The organism is Ochrobactrum sp. PL_is483, assembly GCF_055816855.1.
Window position 1 is genome coordinate 91573 of record NZ_JBVPGS010000040.1, and the last position, 16336, is coordinate 107908.

The window sequence follows — 16336 nt, forward strand, 5'->3', positions numbered from 1 at the left end:
ATTGGCGGGATTGGTGGGGCGATTCCAGCCAGAGAGGAATGAGAGCCCCGCGTTTACTGGGAGGAAGACTATGCGAGGGAATTTGATGAAGCTTGCTTTCGCCGCTCTGACGGCGGGTGCGCTGGCCTTTGGCGGCGCGGCAAGTGCGCAGGACAAGAAAGTGACGATTGGCGTGTCGATCCCGGCGGCCGATCACGGCTGGACGGCAGGCGTCGTCTATCACGCCGAACGCGTGGCGAAGCTTCTGATGGAAGAGCATCCGGGCCTCAACGTCATCGTCAAGACGTCGCCCGATGCGGCATCGCAGGCGAATGCGTTGCAGGATCTGGCCGTACAGGGCCTCGACGGGCTGGTCGTTCTGCCAACCGATCCTGATCCGCTCGTCAACGCCATCAAGGAGATCAAGGACAAGGGAACTTTTGTCGCTCTGGTCGACCGCGCGCCGAGCAGCAACGATAATACCATCCGTGATCTCTACGTGGCCGGCAACAACCCGGCGCTCGGACAGGTGGCTGGCGAATATATCAAGAAGACCACGCCTGATGCACAGGTCGTTGTTATTCGCGGCCTGCCAATCCCGATCGACCAGCAGCGTCAGGATGGTTTCGACAAGGGCATCGAAGGCTCCAACGTGAAGGTTCTGGACCGCCAGTATGGCAACTGGAACCGCGACGATGCCTTCCGCGTCATGCAGGACTTCCTGACCAAATATCCGAAGATCGATGTGGTCTGGTGCCAGGATGACGATATGGCTGTTGGCGTTCTGGAAGCCATCAAGCAGGCGAACCGCAGCGACATTCAGTACGTCGTAGGCGGAGCTGGCTCCAAGGACATGATCAAGAAAGTCATGGATGGCGACAAGCTGGTGCCGGTCGATGTTCTCTATCCGCCAGCGATGGTTTCGACGGCAATGCAGCTTGCCGCTGGTCATTTCTACGATCAGATTCCGGTGAGCGGCAATTACATCCTCGATGCGACGCTTGTCACGAAGGATAACGCCAAGGACTTCTATTTCCCGGATTCGCCATTCTGACCACGGTTCGGCGCGCCTCGTCAGAGGCGCGCCTTAATTCATTCTGGAGGAGTTTCGATGAAGACGATCAAGGGGCCGGGCATTTTTCTCGGGCAGTTCGCAGGCGATGAAGCGCCGTTCAACACATGGGATGGCATCACCAAATGGGCTGCCGAAAAGGGCTATGTCGGGGTGCAGGTTCCCACATGGGCGAGCCAACTGATCGATCTGAAAAAGGCTTCTGAATCCAAGGATTATTGCGACGAATTCGCCGGTGTGGCACGCCAGAACGGTGTCGAAGTCACCGAGCTTTCGACCCATTTGCAGGGCCAGCTCGTTGCGGTGCACCCGGCCTATGACGAAGCGTTTGACGGTTTCGCCGTGCCGGAAGTGCGCGGCAACCCAAAAGCGCGCCAGCAATGGGCGGTAGAGCAGGTAAAGATGGCGATCCGCGCCTCGCGCAATCTGGGCATCGGCGCGCATGCCACCTTCTCCGGGGCGCTGGCCTGGCCATTCATCTATCCATGGCCGCAGCGTCCTGCCGGTCTGGTGGAAACGGCATTTGAGGAACTCGCCCGCCGCTGGAAGCCGATCCTCAATCATGCCGAGGACCATGGCGTCGATATCTGCTATGAAATCCATCCGGGCGAAGATCTGCATGATGGCGTGACCTTCGAGATGTTTCTGGAGCAGGTCAAAAATCACCCGCGGGCCAATATGCTCTACGACCCGTCGCATTATGTCCTGCAATGCCTCGATTATCTGGACAATATCGACATCTACAAGGACCGCATCAAGATGTTTCACGTCAAGGATGCGGAGTTCAATCCGACCGGGCGGCAGGGCGTCTACGGCGGATATCAGGGCTGGGTGAACCGCGCGGGCCGCTTCCGTTCGCTGGGCGACGGTCAGGTTGATTTCGGCGCGGTATTCTCCAAGATGGCCGCGAACGATTTTGACGGCTGGGCCGTGGTCGAATGGGAATGTGCGCTGAAGCACCCGGAAGATGGTGCGCGCGAAGGCGCTGAATTCGTGAAGGCGCATATCATCCGTGTCACCGACAAGGCGTTCGATGATTTCGCCTCCGGCGGCACCGATGACGCCGCCAACCGACGCATGCTTGGATTATGAGGACGCAATGACCATCGAAGCTAAAACCAAGGAAACGGCCGTTCCACGCATTCGCCTCGGCATGGTGGGCGGCGGCGCAGGTGCGTTTATCGGCGGCGTTCATCGCATGGCAGCGCGGCTCGACAATCGGTTCGAACTGGTTGCAGGCGCTTTGTCCTCCTCAGCGGAAAAGGCGCAGGCCTCGGGGCGTGAACTGGGGCTGGCCGAAGATCGCATCTATTCCAGCTACAAGGACATGGCCATTCGCGAGGCGCGCCTGAAAAACGGCATCGAAGCCGTTTCCATCGTGACGCCGAACCACGTTCATTACGAAGCTGCCAAGGAGTTTTTGCGACGCGGCATCCATGTCATCTGCGATAAGCCCCTGACTTCTACGCTTGCCGATGCAAAGAAGATGAAGAAGGTCGCCGATGAAAGTGGTGCTCTGTTCGTTCTGACGCATAATTACACCGGCTATCCGATGGTGCGACAGGCGCGCGAGATGATCGCCAATGGTGAACTTGGCGATCTTCGTGTCATACAGGTGGAATATGCGCAGGACTGGCTCACAGAAGCGGTAGAGGCAACAGGTGCCAAGGGCGCCGTCTGGCGTACTGATCCGGCGCAATCGGGACTGGGCGGCGCGACCGGCGATATCGGCACGCATGCCTTCAATCTCGCCTCCTTCGTGACCGGTCTCACGCTCGACAGCCTCGCTGCCGATCTCGACAGTTTTGTCGAGGGACGGCGTCTCGACGACAACGCGCATGTGATGCTCCGTTTCGCAGGCGGGGCCAAGGGCATGCTCTGGTGCAGCCAGGTTGCGCCGGGCAATGAAAATGCACTGCGCCTGCGCGTCTATGGCACAAAGGGCGGCATCGAGTGGGCGCAGGAAGACCCGAACTATCTCTGGTTCACGCCTTTTGGCGAGCAAAAGCGGCTCATCACGCGGGGCGGGGCGGGTGTGGGTTCCGCTGCCGCGCGCGTGACCCGCGTACCGGCGGGACACCCCGAGGGCTATCTGGAGGCTTTCGCCACCATCTATTCGGAAGCGGCCAATGCCATTGAGGCCCATCGCAACGGTAAGAAGCCGGATAGCGCGGTGATCTATCCAACCGTCGATGACGGCTTGAAGGGCGTTGCCTTCATCGATGCCTGCGTGCGTTCGTCACAGAAAAACGGTGGCTGGGTCAAGCTTTAGAAATCGATATGTAATAGAAGAAAGGGCGCGAGTGGCGCCCTTTTTATTATCGCCGCTTTGCCGGTTCAGACATACCGATTGACGATGTTTTCGAGATATTCCTGACGGCCGGATTTTGGCTGCGGATTGATATCCTTCGCTTCCACTTCGGCTGTAATCTGATCGAGCGAGAGGCCGCTCAGAAGCTTCTTGCCGAAGTCGCCGTTCCAGCCTGCATAACGCTCGTTGAGCGGGTTGGACAGAGCGCCATCTTCGAGCATTCCGGCGGCGGCTTTCAGCCCGCGCGCGCAGCAATCCATGCCGCCGATATGGCCGATCAGCAAATCCTGCGGATCGAGCGACTGACGGCGCAGCTTGGCGTCGAAATTCGTGCCGCCGGTCGTGAAGCCGCCTGCAAGCAGGACCTGATAATAGGCGAGCGCCATTTCCGGCACATTGTTCGGGAATTGGTCCGTGTCCCAGCCGGACTGATAGTCATTGCGGTTCATGTCGATGGAACCGAAAATGCCAAGCGCGCGGGCAAGTGCCAGTTCATGCTCGAAGGAATGACCGGCGAGAATGGCGTGGCCCTGCTCGATATTGAGCTTCACCTCGTTTTCGAGGCCGTAACGCTTCAGGAAACCGTAGACCGTCGCGACATCGTAATCATATTGATGCTTGGTCGGTTCCTGCGGCTTCGGTTCGATCAGGATCGTGCCCTTGAAGCCGATCTTGTGCTTGTACTCGACCACCAGATTGAGGAAACGTCCCATCTGATCAAGCTCGCGGCCAAGATCGGTGTTGAGCAGCGTTTCATAGCCTTCGCGACCGCCCCACAGCACATAGTTCTCTCCGCCGAGTCGCTTGGTCGCATCAATGCAGCTTTTCACGGTCGCGGCGGCAAAGGCGAACACGTCGGGATCGGGATTGGTTGCAGCGCCGGCCATATAGCGGCGGTTGGAGAAAAGGTTGGCGGTGCCCCAGAGAAGCTTTACGCCGGTTTCGGCCTGCTTCTTCTCGAATATGTCGACGATCTCGTTCAGATAGCGCGTATTTTCTGCAAAGTTGCGTCCCTCTGGCCGCACATCGGCATCGTGGAAGCAATAATAGGGCGCGCCGAGCAGGGAGAAAAACTCGAAAGCCACCTCAGCCTTGAGCTTTGCCGCATCCAGCTCGTTCGAATACCATGGGCGGTCGAAGGTGCGACCACCGAACGGATCGCCACCTTCCCAGGCAAAGCTGTGCCAGTAGGCGACCGCGAAGCGCAGATGGTCTTCCATGCGCTTGCCCAGCACGATTTCATCCGGATTATAGTGGCGGAACGCCAGCGGGTTGTCGCTGTCCGGCCCCTCATATTTAACCTTTTGAATGTCGCCGAAAAATCCGGTGCTCATTATGTCCTCCCGTTCGAATGACGTTCATGTCTGATTGTATGCGGCAGCATCACGAACCGGCGAGGGCGTGAAGTGCCGGATAAAGGGCGTGATAGCGCTGATAGGCTTCCTCATAGACCGGGATCAGGGGCGCTTCCGGCTCTATGGTCCGCTCGGTGCGCGGCGGTGTGCAGACAGCCAGCGGATCAACACCCGTAGCGGCTATGAGACCCAGACGCGCGGCGCCAAAAGCTCCGCCGAAATCGCCTTCTTCCGGCAAGGCAATCGGCACATTCAAGGCGGTCGCGATTGCCTTCAGCCAATAGGTAGAGCGTGAGCCGCCGCCGACGGCGGTGAGCGATCTGATTTCCGTTCCCGCCGATTGCAGCGCGGCGAGATTGTCGCGGATCGCGAAGGCGACGCCTTCCAACACGGCCTGCGTCAATGCGCGCTGATCGGATTCATGTTCCAGACCGGAAAACACGCCGCGTATCTTCGCATCGTTATACGGGGTGCGTTCGCCCGAGAGATAGGGCAGGAAGGTCGCGCTGCCCGGCGCATGCAGCGTGTCGCCGAGCGCCTTGTCGAGTTCGTGGGCCGTTTTGCCGACAAGCCGTGCATACCAGTCGAGCGCGCTCGCTGCGGACAGAATGACGCCCATCTGGTGCCAGGTGTCGGGCAGGGCGTGGCAGAAGGCATGAACCGCGCTTTCCGGCTTCGGCTGATAAGCGCCGTTCGCCGCGAAAAGCACGCCTGATGTGCCGAGCGAAACGAAGGCATGGCCGGGCTTGACCGTACCCATGCCGCAGGCCGAAGCTGCGTTGTCGCCAGCACCGCCTGCCACGACCGGCTGACCGACGATGCCCCATTCGGCGGCAAGCTCAGCCCGCAGCCTCCCGGTTGCGTCCGTGCCTTCTGCAAGACGCGGCATCTGGTTTTCATCGAGGCTGGTCTTGTCCAGAAGCTCATGTGACCAGCGGCGTGCGCCAGTATCGAGCCAGCTCGTGCCTGCTGAATCCGACATATCCGACACATATTCGCCGGTCAGCCAGAGGCGCAGATAGTCCTTCGGCAGCAGCACCTTACGGATACGTGTGAAAATATCGGGTTCGTTATTGGCAACCCAGACGAGCTTGGGTGCGGTAAAGCCCGGAAAGACGATATTGCCGGTGATGGCGCGAAAGGCCGGATCGGCATCGAGTGCGGCTGCTTCGCGATAGCTCCGCGTATCGTTCCACAGGATGCAGGGACGTAGCACCTGATCCTGTTCGTCCAGCAGGGTAGCGCCATGCATCTGGCCGGACAGGCCGATACCGGCAATCGCCGAAAACTCCTTCGGGTGGGCCGCACGCAGACCGTCGATTGCGGTGCGGCAGGCCTTGATCCACTGGGTCGGGTCCTGTTCGCTCCAGCCCGGATGGGGGCGCGAAACATCCAGTTCGCCATGGGCCGAACCTATCACTGTCTGTCCGTCATCGATCAATAGCGCCTTGACCCCCGATGTTCCTAGATCGATCCCGAGATACATATTTGCTCCTGTTGGAAAGGCCCCGTTGGAAAGGTATTGTCGCCTGCGCCTCAGTCGAAATGCGGCAGGTTGTCTTTGAGAAAAATTTCAATGCGGATGTGTTCCTGACCCGGCACGATCGCCAGACGGTCCGCAGAGGCTTTCAGCACCCGGATGGCGCTGCGGATTTCGTGGCCCGCATCCTGCGCCAGCACCGCGTGGATGATGCCATCCGTCAGTGCTTTCGAGGTCACGCTGTCGCGTTCATGCGCAATGACAAGCGGGCGGTTGGCACTGTGCTTTGCCAGCGCCTTCACCAGGCCGCTATTACCTGCACCGAGGCTGTAAATTCCGGCAATGTCGCTGCGCTCTTCGAGCAGCTTGTCGACAAGCTTTTCCACGCGCGGACCCTCGTCGAAGCCCTCCAGCACGGGCAGTATCTCGCGGCCCGGAAAGTCCGCTTTCATGGCAGCGGTAAAACCATCGAAACGTTCCTGATGGTCGCGAACCTTCAACGAGCCGGCGACGACCGCAAGCGCACCTTCGGTTCCGTTGGCAAAAAGCCCGAGAAGCCGCGCTGCCGTGCGCCCCGCTGCACCGTTGTCGACGCCGACATAATGCGTCCGCGTGGAATGCCCCAGATCAGATACGAGCGTGACGGCGTGAATGCCATGCTCTCCCAGCCGGGCGCAGGCCTCACGCACCGGATCGGTATCGACTGCCACGAATGCAACACCATTGGGCTTGCGTTCGGCGCAATCGTCCAGCGCCGCGACAAGCGCCGCTTCATCGAAGGCGGGTACAAGCACGAGATTGATCAATACACGCTCAGCCAAGGCCCGTTCGGTCGCGGCTTGCAGTTCCGCGCGAAGGCTCAGCATGAAGGTGTTTTCATTGTCCGGCAAAATAAAATCGAACTGATAAAGCCGCCCGCGCGCAAGGTTGGCCGCACCCACATCGCGCACATAGCCAAGCGTGTTCATCGCGGCCATGACCCGCTCGCGTGTCTTTGCTCTTACGCCCGGCCGCTCATTCAAAACACGGTCAACCGTGGCAAGGCTGACGCCCGCTGTTCTGGCTATATCATGGACTGTCGGTTTCATTCTCGCTCCTCGACGCGGACCATAAGATCAAAAATGAGGTACGTAAATCAAAAAATACTTGCTATTCATTTTTCTTCACGTATCAATGGTTCGCGAGGATGGGGCGGTGTGCCTTTGCGCACTGTCCTGATGGAGTGATCTTGGCGCAAAGCGCATTCGGGAGGATCAGCCATTCAAGGAATAAGCAGCTCCGAAGTGGGCTGTTTTGTCGTGCCGAATTCCGGGGGCGGATACGTTCGGGGCAGGCTTTGCAATCAGCCGGCGAAGGCCGGTGGTGTTTGGAGGAGGAGTGCATGAAACGTCGTAATTTTCTGACCGGCGCGCTGGTTGCTGCGGCTTTGGGCATCGGCGCCATGGCGTCGACGCCGGTCCATGCTTCGCCGGAAAATCCGGTTATCGGCTTTTCCATCGACGATCTTCGCGTCGAGCGCTGGGCGCGCGACCGAGACTATTTCATCGAAGCGGCCGAAAAGCTGGGTGCGAAGGTCAATGTGCAATCGGCTGACGGCAACGAGGAAAAGCAGGTCAAGCAGGTTGAAAACCTGATTGCGCAGGGCGTTGACGCCATCGTCATCGTGCCGATGAATTCCAAGGTTTTCGATGCGGTCGTGGCTGACGCCAAGGCTTCGGGCATCAAGGTTCTTTCCTATGATCGCCTGATCCTCAATGCCGATATCGACGCCTATATCTCGTTCGACAATGAGCGCGTTGGCTTCATGCAGGCGGAAGCGGTTCTGAAGGCCAAGCCGGAAGGCAATTATTATCTCCTCGGCGGCTCGCCGACGGATAACAACGCCAAGCTTCTCCGCGCCGGTCAGGAAAAGGCGCTGAAGGAAGCCATCGATTCCGGCAAGGTGAAGGTCATCGGGTCGCAGTGGGTCAAGGAATGGAGCCCGACCGACGCGCTCTCCATCATGGAAAACGCCCTGACGGCAGCGCAGAACAAGATTGACGCTGTTGTGGCTTCGAATGACGGCACTGCCGGTGGCGCTATTCAGGCACTTGCAGCACAAGGACTGGCCGGAAAGACTGCGGTTTCCGGGCAGGATAGTGACCTCGCTGCCGTCAAGCGCCTGATCGATGGCACGCAGACCGTAACGGTCTACAAGCCGCTGAAACTTATTGCTTCGGAAGCGGCAAAGCTCACCGTCCAGATGGTCAAGGGTGAGACGCCGGAATTCAATTCCAAGCTCGACAATGGCGGCAAGCAGGTCGACACGCTTCTGCTGACGCCGACTGCCGTGACCAAGGACAATATCGACATCTACGTTCAGGATGGCTTTTACACCAAGGAGCAGATCTACGGGAAGTAAGCCTTTCCGGCGGTTTTGCCCTGTGCACATAGGCACATAGGGGCCGGAAGTTTGGGAGTTATTGTCCCGCTTCCGGCCCCTGCTGGATTGTTGAGACTGCTGCTGACAGCGTTGTCCGGCTCAATACTGCAAGGTCATATACGATGTCCGAATATCTTCTGGAGATGCGCAATATCGGTAAGGACTTTAACGGCGTGAAAGCGCTCGATGGTATTTACCTGAAAGTGCGCGCGGGCGAGTGTGTCGGTCTTTGCGGTGAGAACGGCGCTGGCAAATCCACACTGATGAAAGTGCTTTCCGGCGTCTATCCCCATGGTAGCTGGAGCGGCGAGATTTTCTGGGAAGGCCAGGAACTGAAGGCGACGGGCATTCGCGACACGGAGGCCGCTGGCATCGTCATCATCCATCAGGAACTGATGATGGTGCCGCATCTGTCGGTTGCGGAAAACATCTTTCTGGGATCGGAGCCGACAAGCGGCGGCTTCATCGACTATGACCAGATGAACGCGCGCGCGACGGAACTTCTGGCGCGCCTCAATATTCACGACATCAATGTCGCGCTTCCGGTCTATCATTATCCGGGCGGCAAGCAGCAATTGATCGAGATCGCAAAGGCGATCAACAAGAATGCGAAGCTGCTCATTCTTGACGAACCGACATCGGCGCTGACGGCCTCCGAAACGCGCGTCCTTCTCGATCTCATCAAGGACTTCAAGGCGCAGGGCATGGCCTGTGTCTATATCTCCCACAAGCTGGACGAAGTGGCTGAAATCTCCGACACGGTGACGGTTATTCGCGACGGGACACATATCGCGACGAAGCCGATGGCGGAACTGACGACACCAGCCATCATCACCATGATGGTGGGACGCGAGATGAAGAACCTGTTTCCGCGCGAACCGCATGATATTGGCGAGGTTATTTTCGAAGCGCGCAATATCAATTGCTGGGACGTGACCAATCCCGACCGCAAGGTGGTTGACAATGTCTCGTTCGCGCTTCGGCGTGGTGAAATCCTCGGCATTGCCGGACTGGTGGGGGCGGGACGGACGGAACTGGTGTCCAGCTTGTTTGGCGTCTGGCCTGGTGCTCATGATGGGCGAGTGTTCCTCGAAGGTAGGGAACTGAAGATCCTCACGCCGCGCGATGCGGTTCGGCAGGGCATCTGCATGGTGCCGGAGGACCGCAAGAAGGATGGTATCCTGCCCATCATGCCAGTCGGCCACAATATGACGATCTCGGTGCTTGACCGGTTTTCTTTGCGTGGATTGCTCGACAAGGAGGCGGAACTGGCCACGATCCAGCGCGAAATTCTACGCCTCAAGGTCAAGACCGCAGACCCGATGCTGGAAATCGCGTCGCTGTCCGGTGGCAACCAGCAGAAGGCCGTGCTGTCGAAAATGATGTTGCCAGACCCCAAGGTGCTCATTCTCGACGAACCGACGCGGGGTGTCGATGTTGGCGCGAAATATGAAATCTACAAGCTGATCTTCGCGCTGGCGAAACAAGGCGTAGCAGTGCTGATGGTCTCTTCCGAAATGCCGGAAGTTCTGGGCATCAGCGACCGTGTTCTCGTGATCGGCGAGGGCAGGCTGCGCGGCGATTTCCCCAATGAAAATCTCACCCAGGAAGAAGTGCTCGCCGCCGCAATCGGCAAGCCCACAACCAATGCGGCGTGATCCGCAGCAAATCTGACCGGTGCACGACATGACGTTGACAGGTAAAAGCCTCCGAAAATTTCTGGCGGAATACAAGATCGTTGCCCTGTTGATCGTGGTGGCACTCATCTGGGCCTTGTTTGCGGTCCTGACCTATGATCCGGAGATGGGGCGTTCGCAGTTCCTGACAGCGCGCAATTTTTCCAATCTCCTGCGCCAGATGGCGATTACGGGAATGCTCGCATCGGCGATGGTGTTCGTTATCGTTGCCGGTGAGATTGATCTTTCCGTGGGCGCGTTATTGGGGCTGTTGGGCGGCATTGCCGCCGTCCTCGACGTTCTCCTCGGATGGCCCTTGTGGGCTACGATCAGCACCGTTCTGGTTCTTGGTGTTGCGCTTGGCGCCTTCAATGGCTGGCTGACCGCCTATCTCGGGATACCGTCCTTCATCGTCACGCTTGGCGGACAGCTTGTCTTTCGCGGTATTGTGCTGGGTATCATGGGCGGCGTCACCATCGCGCCGATCTCGTCGGAGTTCAAATATATCGGGCAAGGCTATCTGCCGGGCTGGCTTGGCAATCTCTGTGCCATTGCCTTGTTCGGAGTGCTGATCCTGATGACCTTGCGCACGCGGGCCAGCAAGCGCAAGCACAATCTCCAGATGCTTTCATCCGGTATGGAAGTTGCGAGGCTTCTTGGCATCGGTATCCTGATCCTTGGCTTCATCCTGATCCTCAACAGTTATCAGGGCGTGCCGGTTCCGGTCCTGATCCTGCTGGTGATCCTTGGCGTCTTCACCGTTATCGCGAAACAGACGGTCTTTGGCCGCCACATTTATGCGGTCGGCTCCAACACCGAAGCGACCCGTTTTTCCGGCGTGAACGTCAATTTCGTCAAGATGGCGGTCTTCGCGCTGATGGGGCTGATGGCGGCGGTAGCCGGTCTGACGACAACCTCGCGCCTCGCGGCAGGCACACCATCGGCGGGCATGGGCGGCGAGCTCGACGCCATTGCCTCATGCTTCATCGGCGGCACGTCCATGCGCGGCGGCGTCGGCTCCGTGCTTGGCGCACTCGTTGGCGCGCTCATCATGTCGAGCCTCGACAATGGCATGTCCATGCTCGGTGTGGATACGTTCTGGCAGCAGATCATCAAGGGCAGCATTCTTGTTCTTGCTGTCTATCTCGACATCGTCTCTTCCGGCACGCGGCGCGGATAAGCCATGTGGTCCTTCGGTTCAAGCCAGATCAATTCTCCTCGACAAATACCTCGTCGCGCTTCTTGCGTACCGATGGAAGCAGCACGACCACGAGAACGGCGGCGGCTATTGCAAGCAGAATGGCGCTGATCGGCCGGGTGAAGAACGTTGCCGGGTCGCCGCGTGACAGGATCATGGCGCGGCGCAGATGCTCTTCCAGCAGCGGACCGAGAACGAAACCAAGCAGCAGGGGAGCCGGTTCGCAGCGCAGCTTGGCCAGCAGATAGCCGATGAAGCCGAAGAAGGCGACCGCATAAAGATCATAGACGTTCGAATTGACGCTGTAAACGCCGATGGAACAGAAGGTCATGATGATCGGAAATAGCACATAATACGGAACGGTCAGAAGCTTCACCCACAATCCGATGAGCGGCAGGTTGAGGATGATGAGCATGAGATTGCCGATCCACATCGACGCGATCACACCCCAGAACAGGGCAGGCTGTTCGGTCGCAACATTCGGACCCGGCACGATGCCTTGGATGATCATGGCGCCGATCATCAGCGCCATGACCGGATTGGCTGGAATGCCAAGTGTCAGCATGGGGATGAAAGATGTCTGCGCGCCTGCATTGTTGGCGGATTCCGGTCCAGCGACGCCTGCGATCGCACCTTTTCCGAACTCTTCCGGCGTGTCGGAAATGCGTTTTTCCACGGTGTAGGAAGCAAATGATGCGAGAATGGCCCCGCCGCCGGGCAGAATGCCAAGCGCCGAGCCGATAACGGTTCCGCGCAGGATTGGAGCTGTCATGCGCTTGAAATCGTCGCGCGTTGGCATCAGGCCTGTGACTTTTGCCATCAGCACTTCGCGGGTATGTTCGCTTTCAAGATTGCGCAGGATTTCGGCAATGCCGAATACGCCAACCGCAACGGCAACGAAATTAAGTCCGTCGGCATATTCCGTGATCCCGAGCGTGAAACGCGGCGCGCCGGTATAGATATCGGTGCCGACAAGACCGAGCAGGAGTCCCAGCACTACCATCGCCAGAGCCTTGACAATGGAGCCGTGCGCAAGCGCAACGGACGACACCAGCCCCACGACCATCAATGAGAAATATTCAGCCGACCCGAACTTAAGGGCGATTTCAGTCAGCGGCGGAGCGAAGACTGCGACAAGAAAAGTGGAAACTGTACCGGCGAAGAATGAGCCGATTGCCGCGATTGCAAGTGCCGCGCCAGCCCGTCCGCGCCGCGCCATCTGGTAACCGTCGATGGCGGTTACGGCAGATGATGACTCGCCCGGCATGTTGATGAGAATTGCGGTCGTCGAGCCGCCATATTGGGCACCGTAATAGATGCCTGCGAGCATGATCAGCGCCGAAACCGGGTCGCCGATCTGAAACGTGACCGGAAGAAGCATGGCGATTGTTGCGGTGGCGCCGATGCCCGGCAGCACGCCGATCAATGTGCCGAGCAACACGCCGATTAGGCAAAAGCCAAGATTTGCAAGCGTTGAGGCTGTTGAAAAACCGAGCGCGAGATTGCTGAAAAGTTCCATATTCGTGCCCCCTAGAACGGCCACCAGGGCCCGAAACGCTGATAAGGCAGCGCGAGGGCGTAACTGAACACAATGACGGAGAAGACTGTGATCGCAGTTGCAAGAACGAGTGCTGCGGGCAACTTCATGCGCATTGAGGCGAAAGAGGCAATCAGACAGGTCAGGAACAGCGACGGCACGAAACCGAGGCCGCGCACGGTCAGGCCAAAAAATATCGGCGCAGGCAGAATAAAGAACAGGCCGCGCCATGCGATCGGCCCCATCGGCTCACCGGAGACACGTGTAGCCTGAACAAGAATGACCAGTCCAAGCAGGACCAGTACGCCTGAGAGAACAAGGGGGAAATATCCCGGCCCCATGCGCAGCGACGTGCCGAGATCCAGATCTAGCGCCTGATAGGCAAAGAAAGCGCCGGTCAGGGCGAGGAGGGCACCGCACAGCCCGTTGGTGGGGTCTATTGAAAATTTCTTCAAAGGCTTGTTCATGGGCCAATCATCTTTCGGATTCACCATCGAAAGGGCTGTGCCGGAGGACCGGCATGTGAAATCGGATAGCTATCCCGTCAGCCGCGATTCTGATCAGCGGCAGACGAGACAACGCCCATCAGGGCGCGCCAGAGGACACGCCCTGACAGGCTGCCATAGGATCAGTCGGCGTATTGGCCCGCCGCCTCGATGATTGGCTTCCAGCGTGCGACTTCGGATTCGAGCTTGGCCTTCAATGCTGCGGGCGTCGCATCGGAATCCGGCGAAGGCTTTGTGCCGAGTTCGGCGAAGCGAGCCACGACGTTCTGGTCCTTCAGGGCCAGCTGAAGTGATTTCGACAAGCGTTCCGTAATTTCCGCCGGGGTTCCCTTGGGCGCATAAATGCCATGCCAGATACCCACTTCCATGCCGTCGAGACCTGCTTCCTTGGTTGTCGGAAGGTCTTTCAGCACGTCCAGACGTTCGGGCGAGGTCACCGCATAAGCCTTGATGGTGCCTGCCTGAATTTGCTTTGTCGTATTGGTCGTCTGGTCACACATGATATCGACCTGGCCGCCGAGAAGATCGGTCATGGCCGGGCCGGTTCCCTTGTAGGGAACCGTGACGAGCGGCGTTTCAATCGCACTCATGAACAGCATGCCGCAAAGATGCGAGGCCGCGCCGATACCCGCATTGGCGACCGTCACCGTATCCTTGTTGGCCTTGGCATATTCGATCAGTCCCTTGAGATCGGTTGGTTCAAGGTCTTTGCGCGCAACGATGGTCATCGGAACTTCCGTGACGAGACCAACATATTCAAAGCCGTTCAGTGTGTCATAGGCAAGCTTGCGATAGAGTGTGGCGCTCGTCGCCATGCCGATATGGTGAAGCAGGAGCGTATAGCCATCCGGATCGGCGGTTGCCACCCGTCCCGCGCCGAGCGTTCCGCCTGCGCCGCCAACATTTTCGACGACAACCTGTTGTCCGAGATCCTTCGACATGGATTCCGCGACAAGCCGCGTCACTGTGTCGGTAGGTCCGCCGGCAGCAAAGGGCACGACCATGGTGATCGTTCGCTCAGGATAGTTTTGTGCCTGTGCGGAGAAGGCAGCGGTGGAAATAGCAAGTGTCGTCGCCAGAGCGGCGATAAGCTTCATCATAGTGTCCTCCCAGACTATGTTGCGGCGGGCGCGCCGGTATTTTGAATTTATTTCCCACGCCTCTTCGGGCGCTACAGGCAATTGAATTCGATATTATCAAGTCACTGCATAAGAGTTTCGGCATCGCGGTTGCTGTTGAATCAGCAGGGCTGTCCGGTTTCCTCTAAAAAGAATGTAGATGTATCCCGGCGGCTTGCCAATGCCCGAGCTTCAATGAAAACGATTATACTACCAAAGTCTGGGTAGCTCCGGCGTTGCCCCCTGAATCGCCTCAGAAACGCTCTTGAATTGCCCGCAGCTTCCGTCAAGGAAAGCCGCTTTCTGTTCGGAAACATTGGCAGATAGAATGCCGGTTCAGAACGTCTCCGGGAACCTGTTGAAACCATTGTTCTCGACAAGTTGATGAATGGAGGACGATTTTTCCGTTACGGCAGTGCTTATACGGATTTGCTTTCCTGTTCGAATCCGGCATGGGCGGGATATTGTCTCACTCCCAAGAGAATAGTTATCGCTTCATTGAGTTTTCGCTGAAGCCCTTATGATCGGCCTGAACCACGGAATGACCCAGAGAGATACCGAACAACAGCGGTCGCGCATGTCCCGACTGTTCAAGCCGATCCTTGCCGGTGCGACGTTGCGGGAACGGTCGATTGCCTGCCTCGGTGCGCTGATCGGTATCGCGCTGACTGGCTTCATATCGAGTATGCTGCTTGGAAACGGCCCGCACTTGCCTTTGATCGTTGCGCCGATCGGCGCTTCGGCGGTTCTGCTTTTCGCGGTTCCGACAAGCCCGCTGGCCCAGCCATGGTCCATCATCGGTGGCAATACGATTTCCGCCTTTGTGGGATTGGCCGTCACCCAGTTTGTTGATGATCCGGCGCTGGCAATCGGCCTTGGCGTCGCTCTGGCCATCGCTGCAATGTCCGTTACACGCAGCCTCCATCCCCCCGGCGGTGCGGCGGCGCTGACGGCGGTTCTGGGCGGTTCGGCGGTTGCCAAGTGGGGTTTCCTGTTTCCGCTTGTGCCGGTTGCGCTGAACTCGTGCCTTCTGGTTGGCCTGGGTATCCTGTTTCACAAACTGTCACGCAGGAAATATCCTCACGTGGCGGCCGCAGCCCCGGTAAACAAGCACAGCACGGAAGACCTGCCGCCTTCGGTTCGCATGGGTATCCGCGAGGAAGACATCGACCGCGCCTTGCTTGCTTTGGATGAAAGCTTCGATATTGATCGCAATGATCTGGGACGATTGTTGCGGCAGGTGGAGCTCGAAGCGTCCATTCGCTCGCATGGTGACCTGACATGCGCTGATATTATGTCCCGTGATGTGGTCAGCATTGACGAGGATGCAACGGCGAGCCAGGCCCGCGACCTGATCCTGCGGCACAATCTCCTGACCTTGCCGGTGCGCGCCCATGATGGTCGCCTCAAAGGCGTGGTTGGTTTGCGCGAATTGATGCATCCGGGCGACGATTTCAGAAACTATATCGTGGAGGCTCCAACCGCTTCGCAGGCTGATCCGGTGATGAGCCTTTTGCCCGGCCTGACCGATGGATTGGCGCACGCCGTCGTGGTTATCGATGAAATGCGCCATATCATCGGCTTGGTATCGCAAAGCGATCTTCTGAGCGCGCTTGCCCGTTCTCTTCCCAATGAAAAACTGGAACCGCTGAAAGCGGCATAACCTGCCGGGCCTGTGCTTC

13 protein-coding genes are annotated in these 16336 nt (G+C 58.3%); 7 read left to right on the forward strand and 6 right to left on the reverse strand.

Translation table 11 applies throughout. The features are described from left to right. Nucleotides 1–70 precede the first annotated feature (70 nt). From AC0TNJ_RS18665 to AC0TNJ_RS18675, 3 genes are read left to right on the forward strand one after another with little or no spacing between them, the layout of a single operon-like run. Entirely contained in the window at nucleotides 71–1033 is a 963-nt protein-coding gene (locus AC0TNJ_RS18665; RefSeq protein ID WP_162792626.1) for a substrate-binding domain-containing protein, read from the forward strand. A 57-nt stretch (nucleotides 1034–1090) separates the two neighbouring features. Next, nucleotides 1091–2143, forward strand: a complete 1053-nt coding sequence (locus tag AC0TNJ_RS18670; protein ID WP_473772001.1) for a sugar phosphate isomerase/epimerase family protein — start codon at nucleotides 1091–1093, stop codon at nucleotides 2141–2143. Between the two features lie 7 nt (nucleotides 2144–2150). Then, entirely contained in the window at nucleotides 2151–3323 is a 1173-nt protein-coding gene (locus tag AC0TNJ_RS18675) for a Gfo/Idh/MocA family protein (RefSeq protein ID WP_473772002.1), read from the forward strand. Between the two features lie 65 nt (nucleotides 3324–3388). Here the strand turns inward: AC0TNJ_RS18675 and xylA are convergent, their stop codons facing one another. From xylA to AC0TNJ_RS18690, 3 genes are read right to left on the reverse strand one after another with little or no spacing between them, the layout of a single operon-like run. Then, nucleotides 3389–4696 (reverse strand): xylose isomerase, encoded by a 1308-nt coding sequence (xylA, locus tag AC0TNJ_RS18680; protein WP_473772003.1) that lies wholly within the window; start codon nucleotides 4694–4696, stop codon nucleotides 3389–3391. 49 nt (nucleotides 4697–4745) lie between these two features. Next, the gene (xylB, locus tag AC0TNJ_RS18685) at nucleotides 4746–6203 is read right to left on the reverse strand and encodes a xylulokinase (protein WP_473772004.1); all 1458 of its coding nucleotides are present in this window, start codon (nucleotides 6201–6203) and stop codon (nucleotides 4746–4748) included. A 50-nt stretch (nucleotides 6204–6253) separates the two neighbouring features. Continuing rightward, entirely contained in the window at nucleotides 6254–7285 is a 1032-nt protein-coding gene (locus AC0TNJ_RS18690) for a LacI family DNA-binding transcriptional regulator (protein WP_473772005.1), read from the reverse strand. A 293-nt stretch (nucleotides 7286–7578) separates the two neighbouring features. On the opposite strand from AC0TNJ_RS18690, the gene xylF reads away from it, so the two are divergent. The 3 genes from xylF to AC0TNJ_RS18705 all read left to right on the forward strand — a co-directional run bounded on the left by xylF (nucleotide 7579) and on the right by AC0TNJ_RS18705 (nucleotide 11475). Further along, nucleotides 7579–8598, forward strand: a complete 1020-nt coding sequence (gene xylF, locus AC0TNJ_RS18695) for a D-xylose ABC transporter substrate-binding protein (RefSeq protein ID WP_473772006.1) — start codon at nucleotides 7579–7581, stop codon at nucleotides 8596–8598. 143 nt (nucleotides 8599–8741) lie between these two features. Next, nucleotides 8742–10277, forward strand: a complete 1536-nt coding sequence (locus AC0TNJ_RS18700) for a xylose ABC transporter ATP-binding protein (RefSeq protein ID WP_473772007.1) — start codon at nucleotides 8742–8744, stop codon at nucleotides 10275–10277. Between the two features lie 28 nt (nucleotides 10278–10305). Continuing rightward, nucleotides 10306–11475, forward strand: coding sequence for a sugar ABC transporter permease (locus AC0TNJ_RS18705; protein ID WP_473769293.1), 1170 nt, complete (start codon nucleotides 10306–10308; stop codon nucleotides 11473–11475). Nucleotides 11476–11503: 28 nt separating this feature from the next. Here AC0TNJ_RS18705 and AC0TNJ_RS18710 read toward each other — a convergent pair whose 3' ends face one another. The 3 genes from AC0TNJ_RS18710 to AC0TNJ_RS18720 all read right to left on the reverse strand — a co-directional run bounded on the left by AC0TNJ_RS18710 (nucleotide 11504) and on the right by AC0TNJ_RS18720 (nucleotide 14636). After that, complete coding sequence (locus tag AC0TNJ_RS18710; protein WP_473772008.1) at nucleotides 11504–13012, reverse strand: tripartite tricarboxylate transporter permease; 1509 nt, start codon at nucleotides 13010–13012, stop codon at nucleotides 11504–11506. Nucleotides 13013–13023: 11 nt separating this feature from the next. Beyond that, nucleotides 13024–13485 carry a tripartite tricarboxylate transporter TctB family protein gene (locus tag AC0TNJ_RS18715; RefSeq protein ID WP_473772412.1) on the reverse strand — a complete coding sequence of 154 codons (462 nt, stop codon included), beginning with the start codon at nucleotides 13483–13485 and terminating at the stop codon, nucleotides 13024–13026. 173 nt (nucleotides 13486–13658) lie between these two features. Beyond that, nucleotides 13659–14636 carry a tripartite tricarboxylate transporter substrate-binding protein gene (locus AC0TNJ_RS18720; protein ID WP_473772009.1) on the reverse strand — a complete coding sequence of 326 codons (978 nt, stop codon included), beginning with the start codon at nucleotides 14634–14636 and terminating at the stop codon, nucleotides 13659–13661. Between the two features lie 559 nt (nucleotides 14637–15195). On the opposite strand from AC0TNJ_RS18720, the gene AC0TNJ_RS18725 reads away from it, so the two are divergent. Beyond that, a complete protein-coding gene (locus tag AC0TNJ_RS18725) occupies nucleotides 15196–16317 on the forward strand; it encodes an HPP family protein (protein ID WP_473772010.1) in 1122 nt (373 codons plus the stop codon). The last annotated feature ends 19 nt before the right edge of the window (nucleotides 16318–16336 follow it).